The sequence below is a fragment of the Microbacterium sufflavum genome, from assembly GCF_023091155.1.
Classification (GTDB): domain Bacteria; phylum Actinomycetota; class Actinomycetes; order Actinomycetales; family Microbacteriaceae; genus Microbacterium; species Microbacterium sufflavum.
On record NZ_JAHWXK010000001.1, the window covers coordinates 732,835 to 758,663 of the forward strand.

The 25,829-nt window shown below is 71.6% G+C and carries 20 protein-coding genes; 11 read left to right on the top strand and 9 right to left on the bottom strand.

Annotated features, from left to right (window positions below):
* Positions 1–103 precede the first annotated feature (103 nt).
* Both KZC56_RS03695 and KZC56_RS03700 read left to right on the top strand, forming a co-directional pair.
* Complete coding sequence (locus tag KZC56_RS03695) at positions 104–691, top strand: nitroreductase family protein (protein WP_206252433.1); 588 nt, start codon at positions 104–106, stop codon at positions 689–691.
* A gap of 124 nt (positions 692–815) precedes the next feature.
* Entirely contained in the window at positions 816–2,327 is a 1,512-nt protein-coding gene (locus KZC56_RS03700) for an APC family permease (RefSeq protein WP_136045401.1), read from the top strand.
* A gap of 57 nt (positions 2,328–2,384) precedes the next feature.
* Here the strand turns inward: KZC56_RS03700 and KZC56_RS03705 are convergent, their stop codons facing one another.
* Together KZC56_RS03705 and coaBC are read right to left on the bottom strand one after the other, a co-directional pair.
* On the bottom strand, positions 2,385–4,601 hold the full coding sequence (locus KZC56_RS03705) for an ATP-dependent Clp protease ATP-binding subunit (protein WP_136035153.1): 2,217 nt from the start codon (positions 4,599–4,601) through the stop codon (positions 2,385–2,387).
* 121 nt (positions 4,602–4,722) lie between these two features.
* Complete coding sequence (gene coaBC, locus KZC56_RS03710; RefSeq protein ID WP_206252432.1) at positions 4,723–5,922, bottom strand: bifunctional phosphopantothenoylcysteine decarboxylase/phosphopantothenate--cysteine ligase CoaBC; 1,200 nt, start codon at positions 5,920–5,922, stop codon at positions 4,723–4,725.
* Positions 5,923–6,058: 136 nt separating this feature from the next.
* On the opposite strand from coaBC, the gene KZC56_RS03715 reads away from it, so the two are divergent.
* On the top strand, positions 6,059–6,757 hold the full coding sequence (locus KZC56_RS03715) for an NRDE family protein (RefSeq protein WP_247637898.1): 699 nt from the start codon (positions 6,059–6,061) through the stop codon (positions 6,755–6,757).
* Positions 6,758–6,874: 117 nt separating this feature from the next.
* Here KZC56_RS03715 and KZC56_RS03720 read toward each other — a convergent pair whose 3' ends face one another.
* Positions 6,875–7,846 carry a GlxA family transcriptional regulator gene (locus KZC56_RS03720; RefSeq protein ID WP_247637899.1) on the bottom strand — a complete coding sequence of 324 codons (972 nt, stop codon included), beginning with the start codon at positions 7,844–7,846 and terminating at the stop codon, positions 6,875–6,877.
* An 85-nt stretch (positions 7,847–7,931) separates the two neighbouring features.
* Between KZC56_RS03720 and KZC56_RS03725 the strand changes: the two genes are divergently transcribed.
* Together KZC56_RS03725 and KZC56_RS03730 are read left to right on the top strand one after the other, a co-directional pair.
* Positions 7,932–8,093 carry a hypothetical protein gene (locus tag KZC56_RS03725; protein WP_168387248.1) on the top strand — a complete coding sequence of 54 codons (162 nt, stop codon included), beginning with the start codon at positions 7,932–7,934 and terminating at the stop codon, positions 8,091–8,093.
* Between the two features lie 51 nt (positions 8,094–8,144).
* Positions 8,145–8,786, top strand: a complete 642-nt coding sequence (locus tag KZC56_RS03730; RefSeq protein ID WP_247637900.1) for a hypothetical protein — start codon at positions 8,145–8,147, stop codon at positions 8,784–8,786.
* 19 nt (positions 8,787–8,805) lie between these two features.
* Here KZC56_RS03730 and KZC56_RS03735 read toward each other — a convergent pair whose 3' ends face one another.
* A complete protein-coding gene (locus tag KZC56_RS03735; protein WP_247637901.1) occupies positions 8,806–10,038 on the bottom strand; it encodes a glycosyltransferase in 1,233 nt (410 codons plus the stop codon).
* A gap of 4 nt (positions 10,039–10,042) precedes the next feature.
* Entirely contained in the window at positions 10,043–11,269 is a 1,227-nt protein-coding gene (locus tag KZC56_RS03740) for a glycosyltransferase (protein ID WP_247637902.1), read from the bottom strand.
* Positions 11,270–11,394: 125 nt separating this feature from the next.
* Between KZC56_RS03740 and KZC56_RS03745 the strand changes: the two genes are divergently transcribed.
* Positions 11,395–11,982: a hypothetical protein gene (locus tag KZC56_RS03745; protein ID WP_206252422.1), complete on the top strand. Its 588-nt coding sequence runs from the start codon at positions 11,395–11,397 to the stop codon at positions 11,980–11,982.
* A gap of 35 nt (positions 11,983–12,017) precedes the next feature.
* Here KZC56_RS03745 and KZC56_RS03750 read toward each other — a convergent pair whose 3' ends face one another.
* Positions 12,018–12,428, bottom strand: a complete 411-nt coding sequence (locus KZC56_RS03750) for an MmcQ/YjbR family DNA-binding protein (RefSeq protein WP_247637903.1) — start codon at positions 12,426–12,428, stop codon at positions 12,018–12,020.
* A gap of 55 nt (positions 12,429–12,483) precedes the next feature.
* Positions 12,484–15,477, bottom strand: coding sequence for an alpha-mannosidase (locus tag KZC56_RS03755; protein ID WP_206252419.1), 2,994 nt, complete (start codon positions 15,475–15,477; stop codon positions 12,484–12,486).
* Positions 15,478–15,610: 133 nt separating this feature from the next.
* On the opposite strand from KZC56_RS03755, the gene KZC56_RS03760 reads away from it, so the two are divergent.
* Positions 15,611–16,636 carry a LacI family DNA-binding transcriptional regulator gene (locus tag KZC56_RS03760; RefSeq protein WP_136035143.1) on the top strand — a complete coding sequence of 342 codons (1,026 nt, stop codon included), beginning with the start codon at positions 15,611–15,613 and terminating at the stop codon, positions 16,634–16,636.
* A gap of 19 nt (positions 16,637–16,655) precedes the next feature.
* Here the strand turns inward: KZC56_RS03760 and KZC56_RS03765 are convergent, their stop codons facing one another.
* Entirely contained in the window at positions 16,656–17,966 is a 1,311-nt protein-coding gene (locus KZC56_RS03765) for a glycoside hydrolase 5 family protein (RefSeq protein ID WP_247637904.1), read from the bottom strand.
* A gap of 233 nt (positions 17,967–18,199) precedes the next feature.
* Between KZC56_RS03765 and KZC56_RS03770 the strand changes: the two genes are divergently transcribed.
* The 4 genes from KZC56_RS03770 to KZC56_RS03785 are packed head-to-tail and all read left to right on the top strand — an operon-like array spanning position 18,200 to position 24,568.
* Positions 18,200–19,483: an ABC transporter substrate-binding protein gene (locus KZC56_RS03770; protein ID WP_168387281.1), complete on the top strand. Its 1,284-nt coding sequence runs from the start codon at positions 18,200–18,202 to the stop codon at positions 19,481–19,483.
* Positions 19,484–19,524: 41 nt separating this feature from the next.
* Positions 19,525–20,412, top strand: a complete 888-nt coding sequence (locus KZC56_RS03775; protein ID WP_136035139.1) for a carbohydrate ABC transporter permease — start codon at positions 19,525–19,527, stop codon at positions 20,410–20,412.
* Positions 20,409–21,338: a carbohydrate ABC transporter permease gene (locus KZC56_RS03780; protein ID WP_136036573.1), complete on the top strand. Its 930-nt coding sequence runs from the start codon at positions 20,409–20,411 to the stop codon at positions 21,336–21,338. The genes KZC56_RS03775 and KZC56_RS03780 overlap by 4 nt, the downstream gene beginning before the upstream one ends.
* A complete protein-coding gene (locus KZC56_RS03785; RefSeq protein WP_247637905.1) occupies positions 21,335–24,568 on the top strand; it encodes a GH92 family glycosyl hydrolase in 3,234 nt (1,077 codons plus the stop codon). Before KZC56_RS03780 ends, KZC56_RS03785 begins: the two co-directional genes overlap by 4 nt.
* Here KZC56_RS03785 and KZC56_RS03790 read toward each other — a convergent pair.
* The gene (locus tag KZC56_RS03790; RefSeq protein WP_247637906.1) at positions 24,552–25,757 is read right to left on the bottom strand and encodes an endo-beta-N-acetylglucosaminidase H; all 1,206 of its coding nucleotides are present in this window, start codon (positions 25,755–25,757) and stop codon (positions 24,552–24,554) included. The genes KZC56_RS03785 and KZC56_RS03790 overlap by 17 nt on opposite strands.
* Positions 25,758–25,829 lie beyond the last annotated feature (72 nt).

Here is a 25,829-nt window from a genome sequence, read left to right on the forward strand (position 1 = left end):
TCCGCCGCTGACGCGCGGGAATATGCATGCGCATGTATGAGTTGGGTGGGGAGTAGCCCGGACGACGGCGTCCGATCCATCCCACCGTCCGAAAGGCACTTCCGTGAGCACTCCCGTCATCGACCGCACCGCCCCGACCGAGCACCCCGTCCTCGACGTCCTCGCCGGTCGCTGGAGCCCCCGCGCCTACGACGCGCAGAACGCGATCGACGAGGACAAGCTCGCCACTGCCCTGGAGGCCGCCCGCTGGAGCCCCTCCGCCAACAACACCCAGCCCTGGCGCTTCCTGGTCGCCCGGCGCGGCACCGCGCTCCACGCGCAGATCGTCGACGCGCTGATGGGCTTCAACCAGGCGTGGGCCGGCAACGCCGCGGCGCTGATCGTCGCGATCGCCGAGACCGAGACCGCCGACGGCACGCCGCTCACCCACGCCCTGTACGACCTCGGCCAGGCCGTCGCCCACCTCTCCGTGCAGGCGCACCATGACGGCCTCATCGTGCACCAGATGAGCGGCTTCGACCCGGAGGTCGTGCGCGAGTTCGCCGACCTGGAGCCGCGCTTCACCCCCACCACCGTCATCGCGCTCGGCGAGCTGGGCGACATCGCCGCGCTGCCCGAGCCGCTGCAGGAGCGCGAGGTCGCCCCGCGCGTGCGTCGCCCGATCGCGGAGACCGTGCTCCTCAGCGCCTGAGTCGCGCGCACGCCGGCGCTCCGCCGCGACGAGGCCCGGTCCCCGTACGGGGCCGGGCCTCGCCGTATCGGGGCGGCCTTTTGTGAGGGGTGCGGCACGACCCCCCGCACCTACAATCGTCGGCATGGCATTCCAGCGCAGGGTCAAGTCCGTCGAGCAGTCGATCGCCGAGACCCACGACGAGCAGAGATCGCTGAAGCGATCCCTCGGCGTGTGGGATCTCGCCGTCATGGGTGTCGCGGTCGCGGTCGGCGCCGGCATCTTCTCCGTCGGCGCCGAGGCCTCCGCGCGACACGCGGGCCCGGCCGTCATCATCTCGTTCATCATCGCGGCGGCCGTCTGCGGTCTCGCGATCCTCTGCTACGCGGAGTTCGCCTCCTCCATCCCGGTGGCCGGGTCCGCATACACGTTCACGTACTCGACGCTGGGCGAGTTCCTGGCCTGGATCATCGGCTGGGATCTCATCCTCGAGATGCTGATGGCCTCCGCGGTGATCGCCAAGTACTGGGGCGTCTACCTGGGCGACGCCGTGTCGCTGTTCGACCTGCAGATCCCGATGACGCTGCAGCTCGGCCCGCTCAGCTTCGACTGGGGTCCCGTCGTGATCGTGGCGATCTTCACCGTGCTGCTCGCGCTCGGCACGCGGCTGTCCAGCCGCGTCAACAGCGTGTTCACGGTCATCAAGGTCGCGATCGTGCTGTTCGTCATCGTCGTGGGGCTGTTCTTCATCAACGGCGCCAACTACACCCCGTTCGTGCCGCCGGCGCAGCAGGGCGTCGCCTCGGAGAGCGCCTGGACGCAGTCGCTGTTCTCCTTCATGACCGGCGCCGACCCGTCGATCTACGGCGTGTTCGGGATCCTCAGCGGCGCTGCCCTGGTGTTCTTCGCGTTCATCGGGTTCGACGTCGTCGCCACCAGCGCCGAGGAGACGAAGGACCCCAAGCGCACCGTGCCGCGCGGCATCATCCTCGGGCTCGTGATCGTGACCGTGCTCTACGTGCTGGTCGCGATCGTCATCACCGGGATGGTGTCGTACACCGAGCTGGCCAAGCTCGACGAGCCGTCGCTGTCCAGTGCGTTCGAGCTGGTCGGGGCGACGTGGGCGGCGCAGGTGATCGCGATCGGCAGCCTCGTGGGGCTCACCACGGTGGTCATGGTGCTGCTCATGGGTCTGGCGCGCGTGGTCTTCGCGATGAGCCGTGACGGCCTGCTGCCCCGCTCGCTCAGCGTGACCGACGCCAAGCGCGGCACCCCCATCCGCATCCAGCTGATCGTCGGGGTGGTGATCGCGATCATCGCCGGATTCACCGACGTGCAGGTGCTGGGCGACATGATCAACATCGGCACCCTCTCGGCGTTCGTGCTCGTGAGCATCGGGGTGCCGATCCTGCGCAAGAGCCGCCCCGACCTGGAGCGGCCGTTCACGGTGCCGCTGTCGCCCTGGCTCCCGTGGATCTCCGCGATCGCCTGCTTCTGGCTGATGCTGAACCTCAGCACCGAGACCTGGGTGCGGTTCGCGATCTGGCTCGCGCTGGGCCTGGTGATCTACTTCGCCTACTCCCGCCGGCACTCGCTGATCGGCCGGGAGCTGGAGCGCGACGCCCTCGGCGGCCTCCGCAGCCGGCCGTCGGACTGACGGCGAAGAGCCCCGCCCCGGGTTTCCGGGACGGGGCTCTCGTGTGGTGACGGAGTCTCAGTCGTCGAGCAGCTCGGCCTCGATCACGTCGTCGTCGTCCTCCGCGGGCTCGGGCTCGGGGGTCGTCGACGTGAGCACGAGTCCCGAGCCGTCGGCCGCCACGTCCACGCGGACGGTGTCGCCGTCGCGCACGCCACCGGAGAGCAGCGCCGTGGCCAGCTTGTTCTGCACCTCGGTCTGGATGAGCCGGCGCAGCGGCCGCGCACCGAACATCGGGTCGTAGCCGCGTTCGGCGAGCCACGCCCGCGCGTCCGGGGTGACGGCGAGCGTGAGCCGGCGGTCCTTGAGCCGGTCGTGCAGCTGGTCGACCGACAGCTCCACGATCTGCGCGAGGTCGTCCTCGCTCAGCGCGCTGAACATCACGATGTCGTCGAGCCGGTTGAGGAACTCCGGGCGGAACGCCTGCCGCACGAGCGCCATCACCTGCTCGCGCTTCTCGTCGGGCGAGAGCACGGGGTCGATGAGGATCGGCGAGCCGAGGTTCGAGGTGAGGATGAGGATCACGTTCGAGAAGTCGACCGTGCGACCCTGGCCGTCGGTGAGGCGGCCGTCGTCGAGCACCTGCAGCAGCACGTCGAACACCTCGGGGTGCGCCTTCTCCACCTCGTCGAGCAGCACCACGCTGTACGGGCGCCGCCGCACGGCCTCGGTGAGCTGGCCGCCCTGCTCGTAGCCGACGTACCCGGGAGGGGCGCCGACGAGCCGGGAGACCGAGTGCTTCTCGCCGTACTCCGACATGTCGATGCGCACCATGGCGTGCTCGTCGTCGAAGAGGAACGCGGCGAGCGCCTTGGCCAGCTCGGTCTTTCCGACACCGGTCGGCCCGAGGAACAGGAACGATCCGGTCGGACGACCGGGGTCGCTGATGCCCGCACGGGAGCGGCGCACCGCGTCGGACACGGCCTTCACGGCGTCCTTCTGGCCGATCAGCCGCTTGCCGAGCTCGTTCTCCAGGTGCAGCAGCTTCTCGCTCTCGCCCTGGAGCAGACGCCCGACGGGGATGCCCGTCCAGGCGGCGATCACCGCGGCGATGTCCTCCTCGGTCACCTGCTCGTTCACCATGCGCGGCTCGGTCGAGGTGGTCGCCTCCGCCTGCTCCGCTTCGGCGATCTCGCGCTCCAGCCGCTTGATGGTCTCGTACTCGAGCTTGGACGCCTTCGTGTAGTCGGCGTTGCGCATCGCGAGGTCGCGCTGGGTGACGGCGTCGTCGAGCTGCTTCTTCAGCTCGCCGACCCGGTTGAGCCCCTGACGCTCGCGCGCCCAGCGGGCCTCGAGACCGGCGAGCTCCTTCTCCAGCTCGACCAGGTGCTCGCGCAGCGCCCCGAGGCGCTCCTTCGAGGCGGCATCCTTCTCGCGCTTGAGGGCCAGCTCCTCCAGCTTGAGCCGGTCGACCTGACGCTTGAGCTGGTCGATCTCGACCGGGGAGGAGTCGATCTCCATCTTGAGCCGCGACATCGACTCGTCGATCAGGTCGATGGCCTTGTCCGGGAGCTGCCGAGCGGGCAGGTACCGGTTGGACAGGGCGGCGGCCGCCACGAGGGCGCTGTCCGAGATCGTCACCCCGTGGTGCGCCTCGTAGCGACCCTTGAGGCCGCGGAGGATCGCGATCGTGTCCTCGACCGAGGGCTCTCCCACGTACACCTGCTGGAACCGGCGCTCCAGGGCCGCGTCCTTCTCGATGAACTCGCGGTACTCGTTGAGCGTGGTCGCGCCGATGAGCCGCAGCTCGCCGCGGGCCAGCATCGGCTTGAGCATGTTGGAGGCCGCGACGGAGCCCTCCCCGCCGCCCGCGCCCATGAGCACGTGCAGCTCGTCGATGAAGGTGATGACGCGCCCGTCCGATTCGGTGATCTCCTTGAGCACCTGCTTCAGCCGCTCCTCGAACTGCCCGCGGTACATGGCACCGGCCACGAGGGCGGAGATGTCGAGGGTGACGAGCTCCTTGTCCTTCAGCGACTCGGCCACGTCGCCCGCGACGATGCGCTGCGCGAGCCCTTCGACGACGGCCGTCTTGCCGACGCCGGGCTCGCCGATCAGCACCGGGTTGTTCTTGGTGCGACGCGTGAGGACCTGGCTGACGCGTCGGATCTCGCTGTCCCGTCCGATGACGGGGTCGAGCTTGCCCTCGCGGGCGCGGTCGGTCAGGTTGATGCCGAACTGCTCGAGGGCGGACTGCTGTTCCTGGTTCGGGGATCCGGTCTGCGGGGTGGTCATGCGCTCCTCCTGGAGGTACTCCTTCTGGTCGGCCCCGCCGCCGAAGTCCGGGGACGGGATAAAAAGTTGAGCCGTGTTGGCTCAAGTTTACCATTCCGGGGGTCGCGCCTCCAGCCCGTCGTCACCTCTCCCGGACGATGGCATCCCAGACCGCGGCGGCGACCTCGCGCTTCGACCCCGACGCGGTGCCGGCCGCGGTACCGCCAGGACCGAGGATGTGCACGGTGTTCTCCGCGCGCTCGAAGCCGCGGTCCCAGCCGACCTCGTTCACCACCAGCAGGTCGACCCCCTTGCGCTGCTGCTTCGCGCGGGCGCGGTCGAGCATCTCGGCCTCGTCCTCCGGCGTCTCCGCGGCGAACGCGATCACGAGCTGCCCCGCGCGCCGAGCGGCCGCGAGCCCGGCGACGATGTCCTCGTTCTCCACGAGCTCGATCGGCGGCACGCCCCCGGTGTCCTTCGTGAGCTTGCGCGCCGACACCTCGACCGGGCGGTAGTCGGCCACCGCCGCCGCCATGACCACGACCTGGGCGTCCGCGCCCGCCTCGGCCATCGCGGCGGACAGCTCCGCGGCCGTGCCGACCGTGACCACCCGGATGCCCGGATGCCGCGCGGCCTCGCGCACGTCGCCCGACACGTTCGCCGCCACCAGGGTCACCTCGGCTCCGCGGGCGGCGGCTTCAGCGGCCAGGGCGACCCCCTGCCGCCCGCTGGAACGGTTGCCGAGGAAGCGCACCGGATCGATCGGCTCGCGCGTGCCACCCGCCGACACCACCACCCGGACGCCGGCGAGGTCGCCGGGCGTGAGGAGGGTCTGCGCCGCCGCGAACACCTCCTCCGGCTCCGCCATCCGCCCCGGACCGCTGTCGCCACCCGCCAGCTCGCCGTCGGCCGGACCGACCACGTGCACGCCGCGTTCACGGAGCGTGCCCATGTTCGCCTGCGTGGCGGGGTGCCGCCACATCTCCGCGTGCATCGCCGGGGCCACCAGCACCGGCGCCTCGGTCGCGAGCAGCGTGGTGCCCAGGAGGTCGTCGGCCAGCCCGGCGGCCATCTTCGCGAGCGTGTTGGCGGTCGCGGGCGCCACCACCACGAGCTCCGCGGCCTGTCCGAGCGCGACGTGGCGCACCTTCGCCACATCGTCGTGCACGCTCGTGGTGACCGGGTGCCTGCTGATCGCCTCCCACGTCGGCAGCCCCACGAAACGCAGGGCGTCCGCCGTGGGCACCACTGTCACGTCGTGACCCGCCTTCGTCAGCAGGCGCACCAGGTGCACCGTCTTGTAGGCGGCGATGCCGCCCGTGACCCCCACCACGATGTTCACGTCTCGATTCTGCCCCAGCCCGCCCCCGCCCGGGCCTGCAGGATCGCAGAGGGGCCGGGCACGCCCGGTCCCACGCACGTCCTCGACGCCGCGCCGGGAGGGCCCCGGCGCGCGCGGGCGACCTAGACTCGGGAGGGTGTGCACGGTCGTGATCGATGTCGAGACTGCCGGTTCGGCACGGCTCCTGGCCGTGCGAGACGAGGATCCCCACCGCGAGTGGGACGCGCTCGGCCCGTGGTGGCCGGAGCAGTATCCGGGGGTGATCGGCATCCGCGACCGCCGGGCGGGCGGGGCCTGGCTCGCGGTGAACCCGCAGGAGCGCCGCCTCGCGGTGCTGCTCAACCGTGCCGACGTGAACGACCTCCCCGGCCCCGCGGCATCGCGCGGATCGCTGCCGCTCGAATCGGTGTCGGGCCGTTCGCCGCAGGGCCTCCCCCGCATGCACGGGTTCAACCTGCTCGAGGTCGGGCCCGACGGCGCGCGGGTGGTGTCGTGGGACGGCGCGACGATGCGCGAGACCCCGGTGACGCCCGGAACCCACATGATCGCGCACGACGACCTCGACGACGAGCAGACGCCGCGCATCACCGCGTGGCTGCCGGAGTTCCGCGCCCTCGGGCCCGCCGCGGCGAGCGCCGACTGGGTCGCGGAGTGGACGGCGCTGCTCGGGGCCTCCGCGGAGCTGTCACCCGAGGACGACCGCGCGATCATCCGCGACAACCGTCCGCACGGGTATCCGACTCAGTCGCTGCTGTACGCCGTGGCCGCGGTCACCCCCGCGGGGGTCGAGGTGCGCGACGTCACCCTCCCGTCCCCCGCGCACTGGACCGCCTGACCCCCGGCGCCCTGACCCGCGGCGCCCTGGCCTTCCGGATCGAAACCGCGCCTCCCCGCGCCTCCCCCGGCCCGTTATCCACGCCGCACGACCCGCACCGACCCGGCACGCCGCGACTCAGGCCGCGGGCACCGCGTCGTCCGCGCAGGAGAACCGCGCCCGATAGGCCGTGGGCGTCACGCCGAGCACCCTGGCGAAGTTCTGCCGCAGCACGGCCGCCGAGCCGAAGCCGCACTCGCCGGCGATGTGCTCGAGGGGCAGGTCGGTGCGCTCCAGCAGACGCTGCGCGTGGATGATGCGCTGCCGGGCGAGCCACGCGGCGGGTGTCGCACCGTACTCGGCCTTGAAGCGCCGCGCGAACGTGCGGGGCGACATGAGCGCCCGGCCCGCGAGGTGGTCGACGCTGAGCTCCTCGCGCAGGTTCTCCGCGGCCCAGTCGGCGACCGCGGCGAGGGAGTCCGACGGCGCCACCGGGATGGGGCGGTCGATGAACTGCGCCTGACCGCCGTCGCGCTGCGGCGGCACGACCATGCGGCGGGCGATGCGGTTGGTGATCTCGGCCCCGAGCTCCTGGCGCAGCAGGTGCAGGCACGCGTCGATGCCCGCGGCGGTCCCGGCGCTGGTGATGATGCGGTCGTCCTGCACGAACAGCACGTCGGGGTCGATGTCGATCCGCGGGTACATCTCGGCCATGGTGTGCGCGTACATCCAGTGGGTCGTGGCACGGCGCCCGTCGAGCACCCCGGCCGCCGCGAGGATGAACGATCCGCTGCACACGCTCATGACCCAGGCCCCCCGGTCGACCGCGGCGCGGGCGAGATCGGTCAGACGCTCGTCGATACGACCCCAGGTCGAGCGGGGCACGGGGCAGAACACCACGAGGTCGGCTTCGTCGGCGAAGGTCAGGTCGTGCTCGACGTTGACCGAGAAGCCGATCTTGGAGCGCACGACCCCGGGCTCGGGCGCGACGATGCGGAAGTCGAAGTTCGGCACGCCGTCGTCCGAGCGGTCGAGGCCGAACGCCTCGCACGCGACACCGAACTCGAAGGGGGCGAATCCGTCCTGGATGACGCAGGCGACCGTCTTCATGCACTCTCCTGGTTGGCAGTTTTCTGTCGTAGAGGGTCGTTTCTGCCACTCGTGGCCGTAACCCGCTGCGCGTAGCTTTTCTGCCATGATACTCATCATCGCGCTTCTCGCCATCGCCGGGTGGGCGGTCGTCGCCACGATCGTCGAACTGCGCCGCGACGGCTACCGCCCCACCCCGACCGACTGGAGCCGGGTCTCCGGTCGCGACGTGCACCAGCAGGCCGAGCCGGGTCACGGCTACCGCTGACCGTCGCACAACCCCCTCGTCGCGCCACGGCGGCGCGGCTACGCTCGGGGCATGAGCGACCCCCAGCAGCCCGCCGAGTCCGCACCCGTGCCACCGCCGCCCGCCCCTCCCCTCACGGCCGAGCCGCGCTACCCCGCCGCGCCGCCCCCGGGGTACCCGAGCGCCGCGCCCTCCTTCCCCCACCCCGCCGCATCGCCGGCCGCCCCCGCCTCGACGACCGCGGCTCCCGGTGCGACCGGCCCGACCGCGCACCCGTACGCCACCGCCCCGTCCGCGGCCCCGGACGGCACCCCCTACCCGCCCGCGTACCCCACGGCCGTCACGCCGGGAGGCCCCGGGTACCCGCAGTTCCCGGTCGGCGCCCCGCCCCGCACCGCCGCCGACCGTGGCAGCTCGCTCGGCCGGGTGGCGTTCATCGTCGCGGTCGTGGTGTTCGCCCTCGACCTGCTCCTGATCCTCGGGCGCCCGTTCCTCTACATGGGCGACCGCGGCTACTCGCTGATCGGATTCGTCGAGGGCGCGTCGTCCGTCGTCGGCTTCCTGGGTTACGCGGTCGCGCTCGTGCTGGGCATCGTCGCCGCGCGCCGCCCCGGCTCCCGGCTGTTCGCGGGGATCGCGATCGGCATCTCCGGCGCCGGACTGCTCGGGATCGTCACCATCTGGCTGGCCTCGATGTTCTACCGCTTCGTCTGATCGACGCCGAGGGTCCCGCTCACCGGCCGTCCCGCACGCGCTCGTACACCGCGACTATGGCGGCGGTGCGCGACGACTGGCGGAACGCCTCGGCGACCGCCGGAACGGGGGACGGAGCGGCGCCCGCGGCGATGTCGGCGGCGGCACGACGCAGTGTCTCCGCGAGGGCGGCGGTCCGCTGCGCCTCGCGCTCGCGCTCCGACGCGGTGGGGTCCGCCTCCGGTACGGCCCACAGCCCGCCCTCGAGCTCGGCCGCGATGTCGGGGTCGCACACCACCGAGGGCGTGCCGAGCGTCGCGGCCTCGAACGGGGTCATGCCCTGCGTCTCGAAGCCGATGGAGGTCTGGACGAGCGCGTCGGCGTCGGCGATGCGCGCGAGCGTCTGCGCGTAGGTGAGGCGCCCCGCGAAGGTCACGCCGTCGCGACCGGCGACGATCCGTTCCGCGGCCGCGCGCTGCGCGCCGCCCCCGATGACCTCCAGGTCGGCGTCGACGCCCGAGGCCACGAACGCCTCCAGGAACGGCAGCAGGCGCTTCTCCGGGCTCATCCGTCCGAGCCACACGAAGCGCGGGCGCCCCGGGCGGCGCTCGGCGGGCGCCGCGGCGAGGGTGCTCGCCCGCACGTCGTCGTCGATGCCGTTCCAGATCACGTCGACGTGCGGGAACACGCCGTTCTGCTCCAGACGCCGGGCGAAGTGACCGGAGGGCGCGGTGACTGCCGAGGCCCCGGCCGCGAGCCCGCGCAGGTACGACCAGCCGTCACTGCCCCCCACGCGGATCCCGATGCCCCGCAACGCGCGGCGGCGCCACGCGTTGAGCACCGCGAGCACGGGACGGTGCAGCGGGGTGACCGCCGCGAGGCCCACATCGACGCGGTTGTGCATGGTGTGCACCACCGGGAGCCCGTGCCGCTGGGCGTAGCGGTGTCCGATGAACGCCCCCCAGAAGTCGGCCTGCACGTGCACGAGGTCGACGGGAGGGCGCTGCGTCATGGCGCGGTCGAGGGCGCGGTCGGTGGCGCGGCCCGGCCAGCTCATCGCGTACTCGCGGTCGAGTGTGATCGGGACGGACGGGAGGTCGACGTAGGCACCGGCCGGCACGTCGCCCTCGGGAACGCGGTGCGCGTGCATGCGCGGCGCGACCACCGTCACGGTATGCCCCGCCCGCTCCAGAAAGGTCCGCTGCAGCCGCATCGACACCTGCGCGCCGCCGAGGGAGTCCAGGTGCTGATCGCCGAAGAAGACGATGTGCATGCGGTTACTCCGGCAGCGGCTCGTCGCGGTACAGCGCCTCGAAGGTGTCGAGCGTGCGGTTGATGTCGTGGATCGCGACGCCGTCGAGCGAGGCGTGCTGCATCCGCTCGTACTCGCCCGGCGAGGCGGTGAGGACATCGGTCAGTCGCGCGGCGAGCTCGTCGACGTTGCCCGGCTCGAACAGGTGGCCGTTCTCGCCGTCGTGCACCAGGTGCGGCAGGGCCACCGCGTCCGCGGCGACGATCGGCAGCGCCGACGCCATGGCCTCCATGGTCGCGATCGACTGCAGCTCGGCGATCGACGCGATCACGAACAGGCTCGCGCGCGACAGCAGGGCGCGCAGCTCCTCGTCGGTCGTGCGGCCGTGGAACGTGACCCGGTCGGCGAGACCGAGCCGCGCGGTGAGGCTCTCGAGCTGCTTGCGCTGATCTCCGCCGCCGACGATGTCGAACGTCGTGTTCAACGCGGGGTCGAGCTTCGTCATCGCCTTGAGGATGACCTCGACCTGCTTCTCGGCCGTGAGGCGCCCGACGAACACTAGGCGGTTCTCCTCGCGCGGCGCGATCACCGGCGTGTACTGCGAGCGGTCGATGCCGCAGCTCACCGGGATGACGTTGCGTACCTCGACCGTCTTCTCGAGGAAGTCGGCGGCGCGGCGGGTCGGGGTCGTGATGGCGCGGGTGAGGTCGAACGTGCGCTTCGCATCGGCCCAGGCGAACTTCAGCACCAGGTCGTCGATGAACTTCGGCATGGTCGTGTGATCGAGGATGTTCTCGGCCATCACGTGGTTGGTCGCGATGACCGGGATGCCGCGCTGCTTCGCGATGCGCGCGAGGCCGCGTCCGATCACGATGTGCGACTGGATGTGCACGACGTCGGGCTGCACGCGGTCGAGCACCTTCCGCGCGTAGTGCTTGGAGCGCCACGGCCACACGAAACGCAGCCAGTCGTGCGGGGCCCAGCGCACGGACGGCAGCCGGTGCAGCGTCATCGGCTCGCCCTCGATCACCTCGGTGTGCGGTGCCGAGCGGCGGTACGCCTGGTTGGGGGCGACCACGTGCACGTCGTGTCCGCGCTGGACGAGGCCGGCCGCGAGACGCTCGGCGAAGCGGGCGGCACCGTTGATGTCGGGCGCGAAGGTGTCGCAGCCGATCAGGATCTTCAGCGGGCGGGGGGCTTCGGCGGCGTCGGGGGACGCCTCGGTCGGATCGTCGGAGGGGGTCACAGACATGCTGCCTTACGATGGGGCGGCCAAGGGAAAGCCCTGGTCGGGCGCACGCAACTCTACCCGAGGGCCCTGGCCGGGCCGCCGAGGCATACCGGCATCCGCCCAGCCGGAGCCGTTAGCGTTGGCGCATGCGACTGACTGCCGACGCCGACCCCCAGCTGTGGATCCCCGTCACCGACTCCCTCGGTTGGAAGGGGCGCCGGCACCGGAAGGCCGCGATCCGCATGCTGCTGGGACAGGTGAACGCGGCGGTGGGGGCGACCGAGCGCCCTGGATCGCGCTTCGGCGCGTGGGCCATGAGCCAGGCCGCCCCGATGCTCATGAAGAAGGCCGACGGCCGCGTGCTGGTGTGGACGTGGAAGGCCGAGCCCGAGCTGGTGGTGGCGATGGCGACCGCCCAGGTGCTGACGCCCGATGTGCGCATCGCCCGGGCATCGATGCCCATGGAGTACGACGACACCACCTCGTTCCCGACGCGGCTCGGGGTCGGCGAGAAGCTGGTGGTCGCGATGCCGCCCTCGCCCGCGACGCCCCCGTTCACGACGTACACGTGGGACACCGGCACGCACCTGATCACGCTGACGGCGGTGTGCGCCGACCGGGAGCGCTTCGGCACGCTCGGCACCGCGCTCGACGACCTCGCCCGGAGCATCCGCATCGCCGACGACCTCACCGGCGGCGAGTCGCCCGACGTGCTGCGGCTGCCTCCGGCCTGACACCCTCGACGTCCACCGCCGGGTGCGGGGAGGACTCACGCGAGGCCGTGCGCGGCGAGCCAGTCCTTCGCGACGGAGGCCGGAACACGCGCGAGCCAGGCGTCGGTGACGAGCTCCGCCAGCCGGTCCGCGTCCACCACGTCCAGGCGTACGAGCAGCGCCGGGTAGCCGTCGAAGTGCGGGATCGAGAACAGCGCCTCCGGCTCCGCGGCCAGCAGCGCCTCCTTCTCGCCCTGATCCGCCACGCGCACCGACAGCACCTCGCCGTCGGGCCACTGCCGACCGAGCTCGGCCAGCTGGCGCAGATCGGCGCCGGTCGGGCCGCGCAGCCCCGCGAACTGCCCCTGCGTCACGCGCCACCCGGGCAGACCCGTGTGACCGTTGACGGCCTCGGTGACCCCGGGCAGCCCGAGCGCGATCCGCCGCACGTCGTCGATCGTCGCCATCCCGTCATGCTCCCGCACGCCCCGCCCGCGCACAACGCCCGGGCCCGCGCGGGGGTCAGCGCGCGATGCGGAGGGTGCGCACCTCGAACGGACGCAGGTGCAGCGCTCCACCCGTCCGCGCGTCGTCGAGGTCGTCCTCGATCAGGCTCACCTCGCGCACCTCGCGATGCTCGAAGCCGACCGCCAGCTCGCCCGTGGTCCGACGCCCGAGAGCTTCGTAGACGCGCACGATCACGTCGCCCGAGCCGTCGTCGGCGAGCTTGACCGCCGACACCACGATGCCCTCGCCCGACACCCTCACCAGGGGCTCGACCTCGCGGGCACCGCGCACGACGGTGGGCAGCGCGTTGAACCGGATTCCCTCGGCCGTGGCGATCGCGGCGTCCGCACCGATCACGAAGCCGACCTCGATGGCGTGGTGCCCGTGGTCGGTGTCGGGGTCGGGGAACCGCGGCGCGCGCAGCAGCGAGAGCCGCACGGTCGTGGTCACCCCGTCGTCACCGACCTCGCGCGAGGTGTCGTAGCCGTAGATCGAGTCGTTGACGAGCGCGGCGCCGAAGTCCTGCTCGCGCACCAGCACGAAGCGGTGCATCGAGGTCTCGAACTTCGCGGCCTCCCAGCTCGTGTTCGTGTGGGTGACGCGGGCCTGGTAGCCGAACTGAGTCTCTGCCTCGGTGTGCGACGCCTGGATGTCGAGCGGGAACGCGAGCTTGAGCAGCTTCTCGGTCTCGTGCCAGTCGACCTCGTTGCGGAGTACCACGGTGCGCGAGTCGGGAGCGAGGAGGATGGTCTGCGTGATCGTCGACTCCGAGAACCGCCGCTCGACCACGATGGTCGCGACGCCGTGCACCACCGAGGCCTCGATCGACGACACCGCGGTGAGGTCCTCGACACTGTTGCGGTAGTAGCGGTCGATGTCCCACGCGTCCCACATGTTGGGGAAGTCCTGGTGCAGCTGGAACAGGTTCGCGGCCCTGCCCGGCGCGACCGTCTCGCGGCCGGACGCCCTGTCGACCGCCGACACGATGAGGCCCTCCGCCGACACCACGACCGACACGAGCGCGTTCTCCAGGCGCCAGCCGCCGTCCGTTTCGGTGAGCGTCACCGGGCTCGCGGTCGGCTCCCCGACGAATGCCGCGCCCAGCGCCCGTCCGCCCGCGACCGAGGTCGGCTCGAACCGCAGCTCACGGTCGCCCTCCCCCGCGAGCGACCGGCGTGCGCGCTGCGCGATGTCGCGCGCCTCCGACAGCACGTCGGAGAGCACGGCGACGGCCTCGCGGTGCACCCAGGCGATCGAGGTGCCGGGGAGGATGTCGTGGAACTCGTGCAGCAGCACGGCCTGCCAGAGCCGGTCGAGCTCCGCCTGCGGGTACGCGGCCCCCGTGCGCACGGCGTCGGTCGCGGCCCACAGCTCCGCCTCGACCAGCGCGTGCTCGGCCCAGCGGTGCAGCGCCTTCGTGGCGTGCTGGCTGGTGAGGGTGCCGCGGTGCAGCTCGAGGTACAGCTCGCCCACCCACACGGCGGGGTGCGGCAGCTCGGCCTTCGCGGCGTCGAAGAAGTCGTCCGGGTGCTCCCAGACGACCTGCGCGCTGCCCTCGAGATCGCGCAGGCGCGCGGCCTTGCCCGTCATCTCCCGGGTCGTGCCGCCACCGCCGTCACCCCAGCCGACCGGGGCGATCGACCGCGACGTGACCCGGTTCTCCTTGAACTGCCGCGCGGCCTTGGCGACCTCCATGCCGCTGAGCTGCGAGTTGTAGGTGTCCATCGACGGGAAGTGCGTGAACACCTGGGAGCCGTCGATGCCCTCCCACAGGAACGAGTGGTGCGGGAAGACGTTCTGCTGGTTCCACGAGATCTTCTGCGTGAAGAACCACTCGAACCCGGCGCGGCGCATGAGCTGCGGCAGCGCGGGCGAGTAGCCGAAGCTGTCGGGCAGCCACACGCCCTTCGACCGGATGCCGAACTCGCGCTCGAAGAAGCGCTGGCCGTGCGAGAACTGCCGCACGAGCGACTCGCCGGTGGGCATGACGGTGTCGGACTCGACCCACATGCCGCCCAGGGGCAGGAAGCGCCCCGCGGCGACCGCGGCTCTGACCCGCTCCCACACCTCGGGGCGGTGCTCCTTGATCCAGGCGTACTGCTGCGCGCTGGACATGCCGTACTGGAACTCGGGCTGCTCGTCGATGAGCGTGGTCATGGACGAGGTGGTGCGGGCGACCTTGCGGATGGTCTCGCGCACGGGCCACAGCCATGCGGAGTCGATGTGAGCGTGGCCGACCGCCGAGATGCGGTGCGCGCTCGCCTCGGCCGGGGCCGCGAGCACGTCGGCGAGTCGGGCGCGGGCGTCGGCGGCCGTCTCGACGAGGCGCTGGAGGTCGAGCACGTCGAGGGCGTCGTCGAGCGCCTGGAGGATGCGCATGCGCCGCGGCGAGGTCGCCGGCAGCTCGGCCTGCAGCTCGAACAGCACCTCGATGTCGAGGGACAGGTCGAACACCTCGGGCTCGAACACCGCGAGGTCCATGCGGCGCAGGCGGTACAGCGGCTCCTTCGACGAGGTGAGGATGTCGCCCTCCTGCGTCGGAAGGAAGGGGTGGTAGTCGAGCAGCACCGGGTTCGACGCCCCCTCGAGGTACAGCTCGACGGGCTCGTCGCCGTGGGCGTTCTCGGCGATCGGCACCCACTGGTTGCGCGGGTTGATGCTCTTGATCGGGGTGCCGTCGGGGCGGTACGCGAGGGCCTCGCACTGGAAGCCGGTCATGTTCACGTCGAAGCCGAGGTCGATCAGCGCCTCGACACGGCGCCCCTTCCAGTCGGCCGGCACGCGCCCCGTGAGCTTGAACCACGTGGTGCCCCAGGCCGGGCCCCACAGCGACCCGACCGCGCCCGGCGCGAAGTCGAGCGCCAGCCCCTCGGCCGGCGGGATCGGCTCCCCTGGCAGTTCGTGCAGCTCGACGGTCAGCGGCACGGAGGCCGAGTGGATCGCGGGACGGATGCGCTCTTCCAGCACGCGCTTGACGCGGCCGACGGTGAGCGAGGTGTCGTCATGCATGGCTGTTCTCCGGGCTCGACGGTGAGGGGGCGTTCTGATGCTATCCGATTTACTAAAACGATCTAGCGTTTCGAGTCTACGGCACACCCACGACGCTCCCGCGAGGCTAAACCGATCAAGTAGGGTGATGCCTATGGCCTCGGGGAAACGCGTCACGATCGCGGACATCGCGCGACTGGCCGGCGTCTCCCCCGGTGCCGTCTCCTTCGCCCTGAACGGTCGCCCCGGCGTGAGCGAGGAGACCAGGCAGCGCATCCTCGCGATCATCGAGGAGCACCACTGGCAGCCCAGTTCCGCGGCACGCGCCCTGGTCGGTGCCCGTGCCAACGCGGTCGGCTTCGCACTCGCCCGCCCCGCCCGCTCGCTGGGCTCCGAGGCCTTCTTCACCGATCTGATCGCCGGCATCGAGTCGCGGCTGTCGGAGAGCAAGGTCAGCCTGCAGCTGCGCCTGGTCGCCGACATCGACGAGGAGATGGAGGTGCACCGCCAGTGGCGGTCGTCGAATCAGGTCGACGGCATCATCTACATCGATCCGCGCGACGACGACCCGCGCGCGGCGAACATCGCGTCGCTGGACGCCCGCGCCGTGATGATCGGGTCGGAGCCGTCCGCGGAGGGCGACGTGCCGAGCGTCTGGATCGGCGACGAGGAGGTGGCCGAGACGCTGTTCTCCTACCTCGCGGCCCTCGGGCACACCCGCATCGCGTACGTCGCCGGACCCGCCGAGCTCGAGCACACGCGCCTGCGCGCCGAGGTGCTGGAGCGCCTCGCGGCGGACGGCATCGCGGGCGAGGTCATCGCGACCGACTTCTCCCCCGCACGCGCCTCGGCGGTCACGCGCACTCTGCTCTCCGGCAAGCAGCGCCCGACCGCGATCGTCTACGACAACGACGTGATGGCGGTCGCCGGACTCCGCGTCGCCCAGGAGATGGGGCGCACCGTGCCGCGCGACGTGTCCCTCGCCTCCTTCGACGACTCGGTGATCGCCGGGCTCATCAACCCGTCCATCACCGCCATGACGCGCGACACGTTCGAGCTCGGCGAGCAGGCGGCCACCCTCCTGCTGCAGCAGATCGAGGCGGGCGCGACCCTGCCCAGCGTCGCCGGTCCCACCCCCACCCTCACGGCGCGCGAGAGCACGGCGCCGCCCGCGTCCTGACGCGCGCCGACGGATGGTGTCAGGCGTCGACGACGGTGTTGACCGAGCCGTAGCGGCCGACCGCGTCGCCCGCGAGGTCGGGGCGGATCAGCTCCCGGATGCCCCGAGCCTCCAGCGCCGCGGGGTCTGCCGCGTCGGCCGAGGTGACCAGGGCCGGGTCGAGTCCGGCTGTGCACGCATCGACCCACGCCTGGAACACCGCCCCTCCCGGGCTCAGCGCGGCCCGGCTCACCGGCACGTCGCGCTCGTCCACCTCGACCACGATCCCGGTCGGCCGCGCCGGGGCAGCCGTGCGCGCGCGCAGCTCGGGGATCAGCTCCGCGAACCGCCGGCCGATCGGCTTGGCCGCGCCGGACTGGTCGACCAGGCCGAGCGAATACTCCAGGTCGGGGAAGTCGCCCAGGTCGCGGCTCACGTCGTGGGAGCACCACCACGTGACGCCCCAGAGGTTCTCGGTCCGCGCCGAGGAGCGCAGCGTCGCCTCCAGGAACCCGGGCATCTCGTCGGCCTCCAGACAGTTCGACGGCGCCCCCACCTCCTGCAGCCACACCGGACGCTGCGGGTCGGTCGCGAACGCCCGCGACAGCTCGATCAGATACTCGGCGTGCCGGTCGGCGGCGACGGAGCGACCGCCGTAGCGCTGCGCCGTGCCGTTGAAGATCCACGAGTGGATCGTGGTCATGGCGCCCAGGCGCGAGGCGTGCGCCGGGGTGAACCCGTGCTCGTCCATGTACCAGACCGCGTCGTACTCGCTGTGCACGTGAGGGAGTCCGGGAGCGGCCTCCCCCGCGGCCGCGAGCAGGGTCTCGATCCACGCCCCGGCCTCGTCGACCGTGACCGGCCACGGCGCGGGGTGCGTGTGCGCCGAGAACTGGTTGACCTCGTTGCCGAGCGTGAGGCCGAGGAAGTTCGGGGCATCGCGCAGCGCCTCCGCGAGCCGCTGCACCAGGGCGACCTGCCCGTCGAGCGCCCTCGGATCGGTGAACATGTTGCGGTCGTGCCAGGTGTACAGCCAGGCGGGCACGAAGTCGAAGCTCGACAGGTGGCCCTGGATCACGTCGACGCTCGCGTCGAGCTCGAACTCGGCGGCGATGTCGACCATCGCCCGCACGTCGTCGAGAGCCTTCGGGCGGATGAGGGTGCGGTTCGGCTGCAGCACGGTCCACAGCGGGAACACGCGCACATGGTCGAGGCCCAGTTCGGCGAGGGCGGCGAAGTCGCGGCGCACGTCGTCGGGCGTGAAGTCGAGCCAGGAGTGCATCCAGTCCTTCGACGGCGTGTAGTTCGCCCCGAACCTCAGGGGAGCGTCGAGAGCGCCACGCTGCGTCATGTGTTCGCACCTTTCGGACAGAGCCCCCCGACGAGGGCGGATCGCACCACTATAACGCTTGAGCAGCGAGACCGCGGCACGAGATTCCGCTCGCCGCCTGCGCTCCCCGCGCCCTCTCTTGACACCGGTGGATTCGGATGGTTTCATCAGCTAAAGCGCTGTAGTCCCGTCCTGTCGGACCCGCGCCGAATCGCCCGCCTCGAGGAAGAAGCACGATGAGAGTTCCCGCACGCATGGCTGCACTGGCAACCTTCACGATCGGCGCCCTCGCGCTCGCCGGCTGCACCGGCGGTGGCGCCGGCGCCGGAGACGCCGGGCCGATCGACACCTCCGGCGACCTGAGCGGCACGATCCAGTTCCAGACCTGGTCGCTCAAGAACGAGAAGTTCACGCCGTACTTCGAAGACCTGATCGACGCGTTCGAGAAGGAGCACCCCGACGTGAAGGTCGAGTGGCTCGACCAGCCCGGCGACGGCTACCAGGAGAAGATCCTCAGCCAGGCCAACGCCGACACCCTCCCCGACGTGCTCAACCTGCCGCCCGACATCGCCTACCCGCTGGTCGCCGCGGGCAAGCTGGTCGACCTCGACACGGCCGACCCCGACCTGAAGTCGGCGTACAACACGGGCGCGTGGGAGGCCTACAGCCAGTACCCGGGCGTCGACGGCACCTACGGTCTGCCGTGGTACCTGTCGAGCGATGCGTCGTGGTGGAACCTGGCCCAGCTCGCCCCCTACGGCGTCACGGAGCAGAACCTGCCGACCACGGTCGACGAGCTGCTCACGCTCGCCACCGACGTGGCCACCGAGTCGGGCGGCAAGGTGCAGCTGCTCTCCTCGATCCCCGCGCTCGACACCTTCACGGCCGCGGGCATGGAGGTCATCGACGACAAGGGCGAGTTCGACTTCAACACCGACGAGGCCGCCGCGATCATCCAGAAGTACGCCGACGCGTACGCCGCGGGCGCCATGCCCGCCGAGGCCCTCACCGGCGACTACGGCGGCAACGCCGAGGCCTACATCCAGGAGAAGGTCGCCTTCACGACCGGCGGCACCGGCTTCACGACCGATCTGCAGAAGGACGCCCCGTCGCTGCTGGCGAACACCGTCGCCACCCCGCGCCTCGGCATCGCGCCGCTCTACGTGCAGGGCCTGAACGTCTCCGCCGACTCCGACAACAAGGAAGCCGCGCTCGCGTTCGCCGAGTTCGCGACGAACCAGGAGAACCAGGTGGCGTTCTCGTCGCTCGCGGTCGGGACCGCGCCCGGAACGGCCGAGGGCGGCGACCAGGTCGTGGAGAACATCGCCTCCTCCGTCACCGACGAGAAGCAGCTCGCCGCGATCGACACGGTGTTCGGCGCGATGAAGGACGCCAAGGCCCTGCCGTTCCAGTGGACGTCGGACATGGCGACCTACATGACGCAGCAGATCGCGCTCGCGGTCAACGGCGAGGCCGACCCGAAGGCCCAGCTCGACAAGATCGTCGAGTACGCCAACGCGAACCGCGTGGACCAGTGACCATGAGCGCGAGCACCGGCACCCGGCAGCGAAGGACGACGATGAGGTCCCACCGGTGGTTCACCCCGTGGCTGCTCCTCGCCCCCGCCGTGATCTGGGTGCTGGTGTTCGCGCTGTGGCCGTTCCTCAACACGGTCGTCCTCAGCTTCACGAACGCCCGCCCGCTGCGCACCCCCGAGTTCGTGGGCGGCGCGAACTACGAGCGCATGTTCGGCGACGAGATGTTCTGGAACGCGCTGACGACGTGCCTCATCTATGTGGTCGTGTGCGTGCCGCTGCTCACGATCCTGCCGCTGCTGCTCGCCCTGCTGGTGCAGAAGAAGCTGCCGGGCATCTCGTTCTTCCGCACCACCTTCTACTTCCCCGTGATCGCCTCGGTCGTGGTGGTCGCCCTCATCTGGACCTGGCTGTTCGACAGTCGCGGCATCATCAACCAGACCCTGGAGTTCCTCGGTCTGATCGACAAGCCGATGGCGTTCCTCGTCGACCGCTGGCTGCTGCTGGGCTGCGCCATCCTGCTCACGGTCTGGAAGGGCCTGGGCTACTACATGGTCGTGTACCTCGCGGCGCTGGGGAACGTGGGCAAGGAGCTGCACGAAGCTGCGATGCTCGACGGTGCCGGCTCGTTCCGTCGCTTCCTCTCGGTGACGATCCCGTCCGTGCGCGGCGCCATGCTCCTCATCTCGGTGCTGATCGCGGTGTCGGCCATGCGCGTGTTCGCCGAGCTCGACGTGCTCTCCAAGAGCACCGGCGGCCCCGGCGGCTACGACATGTCGCTCGTGATGCTGATCCGCCAGGTGGGCTCCGGACTCAACGGCAACATCGGCTACGCCTCCGCGATCAGCGTGGCCCTGTTCCTCCTGACGCTCGTGCCCCTGGCCGCGATCGCGTTCATGAACCGCGAGAAGAAGGCGAAGGTCTCCGCATGACCACGCTCACTCCACCGCGCGCCGACGACCGCGCCGACGACGCCCCGGTCCGCCCCGCGCGCGAGCGCATCTTCCGGCACCGCGGCTCCGGCGACTTCAGCAAGCCGACCCTCGGCGGGCTGATCGGCCGCTACGCGCTGCTGCTCCTGGTGCTCTTCCTGGTGATCGGGCCGTTCGTGTGGCAGCTGTCCACGTCGTTCAAGGGTCCGCAGGAGAACATCTACTCGTTCCCGCCGGAGCTGATCCCGCGCGACCCCACCCTGCAGAACTACACGCGCGTCGCCGACATCGTGCCGGTGTACCTGTACGCGTGGCACTCCCTGCTCGTCTCGCTCGGCACGGTGCTGAGCAACGTGATCCTGGCGACCTTCGCGGGCTACGCGCTGGGCTGCATGCGGTTCCGCGGCAAGTGGATCGTGATGGGCATCCTGCTCTCCACCCTGCTGTTCCCCGGCGAGGTGACCGTGACCAGCAACTTCCTCACCATCCGCGCCCTCGGGCTCGCGGACACGCTGTGGGGCGTGTTCCTGCCCGGAGCGATCAGCGCCATGAACGTGCTGCTCGTGGCCACCGCGTGCCGCATGATCCCGAAGGACGTGCTCGACGCGGCGACCGTCGACGGCGCGACCACGTGGCAGCGCATCCGGCACATCGTGTGGCCCAACATCCGCGGCATGGTGTCGGTCGTCGCGATCTTCGCGTTCATCGGCGCGTGGGACGACTACCTGTGGCCGCTGATCGTGCTCTCCGACCCCGCGAAGTACACGCTCACGGTCGGCATGGCGTACCTGAACAGCAGCTTCTCGGTCGACCCGCGCCTGATCGCCGCGGGCACCATGATCGCCCTCGTGCCGATCATCATCATGTTCTCCTTCACGCAGCGGTTCTTCTTCAAGGGCGTGCAGGAGGGTGCGCTGAAGGGGTGACCGCGGCGCCGCTGACCCCGGCCGCCGGTCCGGCCGATCCCCCGTCGTCGCGCCCGCACGCCGGGGTGCTGCCCGGCGACGTGTTCGCGTTCGCTTTCGATCCCGCCCTGGGGCCGCAGCGGCTGGACGTGCCGGGGCTCTCCGACCTCACCGTCACCCCCGAGACCGTGCTGCACTGGGCGTTCTACGCCGACGGGCCGGACGCGACCCTGGCTCCGCACGCGGCGCTCGCGGTGACGGTGGACGTGCGAACGGCGGACGGGACCCGGCTGAGCGACCACACCGCCGTCCGCGACCGCTACGACGTGCCGCTCACGCCCGAGGCGCAGTTCGCCGCCCGCTGGAGCCTCCCGGAGCAGTGGAACGCCGATACGGTCGCGCTCGCCCCTCTGTCGACCGGAGGCGCGGTGCGGGCCACGGTCGAGCTGGTGCTGGGCGCGCCGTCGCTCACGGGCGCGGAGGGTCTGCCCGCCCGCGCGACCGGATTCGTGCAGGTCCGTGTGGAGGAACGCCGACCGGCGGACCCCGACCTGCCGCCGGTCGAGCGCGTCGACACCCGCCGCGGCACGCACTCCGGACCGCGGTTCTCGCGCGGCAACACGATCCCGGCGGTGGCGGTGCCGCACGGCTTCACGTTCGTCACGCCGGCGACCGACGCCGCAGACGCCCGCTGGCCGTACCGCCCGTTCGTGCACGACGATCCGCAGGGCCGCCGCCTGGAGGCCCTGCAGTTCTCGCACCAGCCGAGCCCGTGGATCGGTGATCGCTCGGTGCTGCAGCTCATGCCGTTCCTCGGCCGCGCCCGCTCGGAGCGCGCGGCACGGCGACGGTGGATCGTGCCGGGCAGCGAACGGGCGCGCCCCCACGAGTACGCCGCCGACCTCGGCGACGGACTGCACGTGGCGATGACCGCGACCTCGCACGCGGCGGCGTTCCGGGTGGCCGCCGACGACCCCACGGCCACCGTCGGCTTCGTGATCGATCAGCTCACCGACGACGGGCGCCTGACCTGGACCGACGACGGCGAGTTCGAGGGCTGGATCCCGGAGGGCGCGGAGGACTGGGGCAACGCGCCCCGCTGCTACTTCGCCGGGGCGACGGTCGGCGCGACCGAGGCGCGCGGCCGGCTCGACGACGACGGGCGCGGGCGCGTCGCCGGGCACCTCGACGGGCGCGGCAGCCTGGAGGTCCGCATCGCGGTGTCGTTCCTGTCGATCGCGCAGGCCCGGCGCAGCCTCGCCCAGGAGGCTCCGCCGTCCCGATCCTTCGAGGAGCTGCGCGCCGCCGCAGCCGCCGCGTGGGACCGCCTGCTCGGCCGCGTGACCCTCCCTCCGCTCGACCCGCGGCAGCGGCCGTACCGCGGTCTCGCCGACGAGGAGCATCGCGCCCGGATCGCGGCGGCCCTGCACCGCATGCACCTGTACCCGAACACGGCGAGCGAGAACGCGGGCACCACCACCGCGCCCGACCACCGCTTCGCCGACGTGTTCGCGCCGCGCGCGCCGTTCGGGGAGACCGAGACCAGTGCGCCCGTGGCCGAGGGCGAGCTCGTGGTGAACAACGGCTACTGGGACACCTACCGCACGGAGTGGCCCGCGCTGGCGCTGCTCGACCCCGCCCTGACCGGGCAGCTGCTGGACGGCCAGCTCGCCCAGTTCCGGCGGGGCGAGTGGATGGCGCGGTGGAGCGCCCCGGGGTACGTCGACAGCATGGTGGGCACGTCGAGCGACCAGATCTTCGCCGACGCCGCGCGCTGGGGTGTGGCGTTCGACCGGGAGGCCGCGTTCGAGAGCGGCTGGCGCCACGCGTGCGAGCCGGGGCCGGACGCCCGTCGCGGCCGCAAGGGCATCGGTCGCGGGCGCTTCACCGGGTACATCTCCTCCGACGTGCCGGAGGGCATGAGCTGGAGCATCGAGAACGCCGTGAGCGACGCGGCCCTCGGGCGGTTCGCGCGGCAGCTCGCCGATGACGCCGCCACCGCCACGGACGCCGCCCGCTACCGCGCGTTCGCCCGCTACCTCGCCAACCGCGCCCGGTCGTACCGCACCCTGTTCGATCCCGACTCGGGGTTCTTCCGCGGCCGCGACGCGCACGGGGCGTTCGCGCCCGGCTTCGACCCCCGGGTGTGGGGTGGCGACAACGTGGAGACCAACGCGTGGGGGATGTCGGTCGGCGCGGTGCACGACGGCCCCGCGCTCGCGGCGCTGTACGGCGGCCCGGCCGGGCTCGGCCGCCACCTCGACGCGCTGTTCGCCGAGCCGGAGACCGCCGACGAACGCTTCGGCGGCGCCTACGGCGCGGTCATCCACGAGCAGCGGGAGGCCCGCGCGCTGCGCTCCGGCATGTGCGCGATCTCGAACCAGCCCGCCCACCACATCCCCTTCCTGTATGCGTTCACCGACCGCCCGTGGGCGGGCGCTGCGATCGTGCACGACCTCGCGGGGCGTCTGTTCGCCGGCGCGCACATCGGGCAGGGCTTCCCCGGCGACGAGGACAACGGCGAGATGAGCGCCTGGTGGCTGTGGGCGGCGCTGGGCCTGTATCCGCTCGAGCTCGCCTCCGGGCGGCTGCGCATCGGCTCCCCGCTGTTCGACGACGTCCGCGTCGATCGCGGTGACGGGTCGACGCTGCGGATCCGCGTGCAGCGGAGCGAGCCGGGCGCCCACGTGCTCCGGTCGGCGCTGCTCGACGGCGACCCCCTCCCCACGGCCGACCTGCCCGTGGAACGACTGACCGGCGATGCGGTGCTCGACCTGACCTTCACGCTCGACCCCGCGGAGGCGCTGGAGGCCCCGGGGCCCGACGTCGCCGTCGAGCCGTGGCACCCGGACCTGACCTCGGAGGCGGGCGAGTCGATCGCCTCCCGGGGCCTCGACCACGCGGCGCGACTGTTCGACGACGGCGACCCCGCGGGGACCGACGGCGTGAGCCTGCGGCCGGGCGAGTGGGTGGGGTGGCGCTTCCCCGCGGCGCGCGACATCACCGACGTGAGCGTGACCGCGGTCACCGCGACGCCCGCGTCCGGGTGGCACTGGGAGGTCGAGCGGGCGGACGGCGGGTGGGAGCGGGTGGCCGGGACCCATGCCGAGGCGCTGCGGCCGGATCGCACGACCCCGTTCACCCTGGCCGCACGGACCGTGACCCCGGCGATCCGCCTGTGCGCGGACGCCGAGGTCACGATCCGTCAGCTCGAGCTGTTCGCCCTCGCGCCGGTCACTTCGTCAGTGTGAACGTCACCTCGGTGCTGTTGCCGGCGACGTCGACCACCTGCAGCGTGTTGGCCCCGAGGACGGCACCGAGCACGCCGGGCTTCAGCACGTCGAGGTCGCGGGACTCCCCGTTCTCCAGGTCGGTCGGCACGCCGTTCAGCACGATCCGGTCGATGAGCCCCTCGTCGTGCAGCCGGAAGCTCACCCGCTTGTAGCCGTCGTCCTTCTGCTTGGTGAACTGCGCGCCGCTCTTGAACGTCACGGTGGGCGCGGTCGTGTCGGCCGGAGGCGCCTGGAAGACCGTGGCCTCTCCCTTCAGCGCCTGCGTGATCCCGGACAGGTAGGCGGACTGGTCGGTCGCCGTGAGGTTGTAGGCGACGTAGACGCCGTACCCGTCGGCGACCGTGCGCTGCGCGAAGTCTGCCGCGGTGGCGGCGCTCGTGTTCGACAGGTCGATCGCCGCGGCGCCGAGCCGCGCGCGATCGTCCAGGCCCGGCACGGTCGGGGCGTCGTACGTCGGGTAGTACGGGTTCCAGGCGTGGTCGAGCACCCCGTCGACGTCGAACTGCGTGAAGTCGGTGGTGGTGTACGACGGGCCGATCGCGTAGAGCGTGATGAGCTTGTCGGGGCCGAGCCGGTCGCGCAGCGCGGTCGCCAGCCACCCGAACGACTGGGTATTGGGCTGCGGTGTGCCGTTGGCGCCGTACTCCGTCCACTCGTCGTCGAAGTCGATGCCGTCGAGGCCGTACGTGGTCACCGCGTCCGCGAGCTGCGCGGCGAAGGCGTCGGCGGCGGCGAACGAGGTGAAGTTCGCGAACCCGGCCCCCTGGTGGTTGCCGAGCACGGACAGCAGCACCTTCGTGCCCTGCGCCTGCAGCGGCCGGATCTGGTTCTCCGCATCCTGCAGGGTCTCGGTCACCCGCTCGTTCAGGTGCAGGTACGCCTGCTGGCCGTCGTAGTTGATGTTCGCGGCGAAGATCATCGCGAGATCCACGGCGGGGCGACCCGAATCGGCCAGGGTGTAGTCCGCGACGTTCGCTAAATCGTTCGAGTTGACCTCGACGTAGACCGCCAGCTTCGCCTCGTCGACGGTGGCGTCCGCAGCGGCCGGGCCCGTCGCGGCGACCGCGGTGAGGGCCACCGCAGCGGCGGAGAGGGCGGCCGTGAAGGCGCGCCGATGGCGGTGACTTCTGGATGAGGACGGATACATGGGGGTTCGTCTCCTTCGGCATCGTTGTCGAGCGCGAGCCGCATCGGCGCGACTCGCGGCCGACTATATCGC

Coding starts and splice junctions, on each gene's coding strand:
- KZC56_RS03700 (WP_136045401.1), top strand. CDS start 816: ATGGCATTCCAGCGCAGGGTCAAGTCCGTCGAGCAGTCGATCGCCGAG.
- KZC56_RS03705 (WP_136035153.1), bottom strand. CDS start 4,601: ATGACCACCCCGCAGACCGGATCCCCGAACCAGGAACAGCAGTCCGCC.
- KZC56_RS03720 (WP_247637899.1), bottom strand. CDS start 7,846: ATGAAGACGGTCGCCTGCGTCATCCAGGACGGATTCGCCCCCTTCGAG.
- KZC56_RS03725 (WP_168387248.1), top strand. CDS start 7,932: ATGATACTCATCATCGCGCTTCTCGCCATCGCCGGGTGGGCGGTCGTC.
- KZC56_RS03730 (WP_247637900.1), top strand. CDS start 8,145: ATGAGCGACCCCCAGCAGCCCGCCGAGTCCGCACCCGTGCCACCGCCG.
- KZC56_RS03735 (WP_247637901.1), bottom strand. CDS start 10,038: ATGCACATCGTCTTCTTCGGCGATCAGCACCTGGACTCCCTCGGCGGC.
- KZC56_RS03740 (WP_247637902.1), bottom strand. CDS start 11,269: ATGTCTGTGACCCCCTCCGACGATCCGACCGAGGCGTCCCCCGACGCC.
- KZC56_RS03745 (WP_206252422.1), top strand. CDS start 11,395: ATGCGACTGACTGCCGACGCCGACCCCCAGCTGTGGATCCCCGTCACC.
- KZC56_RS03750 (WP_247637903.1), bottom strand. CDS start 12,428: ATGGCGACGATCGACGACGTGCGGCGGATCGCGCTCGGGCTGCCCGGG.
- KZC56_RS03755 (WP_206252419.1), bottom strand. CDS start 15,477: ATGCATGACGACACCTCGCTCACCGTCGGCCGCGTCAAGCGCGTGCTG.
- KZC56_RS03760 (WP_136035143.1), top strand. CDS start 15,611: ATGGCCTCGGGGAAACGCGTCACGATCGCGGACATCGCGCGACTGGCC.
- KZC56_RS03765 (WP_247637904.1), bottom strand. CDS start 17,966: ATGACGCAGCGTGGCGCTCTCGACGCTCCCCTGAGGTTCGGGGCGAAC.
- KZC56_RS03770 (WP_168387281.1), top strand. CDS start 18,200: ATGGCTGCACTGGCAACCTTCACGATCGGCGCCCTCGCGCTCGCCGGC.
- KZC56_RS03775 (WP_136035139.1), top strand. CDS start 19,525: ATGAGGTCCCACCGGTGGTTCACCCCGTGGCTGCTCCTCGCCCCCGCC.
- KZC56_RS03780 (WP_136036573.1), top strand. CDS start 20,409: ATGACCACGCTCACTCCACCGCGCGCCGACGACCGCGCCGACGACGCC.
- KZC56_RS03790 (WP_247637906.1), bottom strand. CDS start 25,757: ATGTATCCGTCCTCATCCAGAAGTCACCGCCATCGGCGCGCCTTCACG.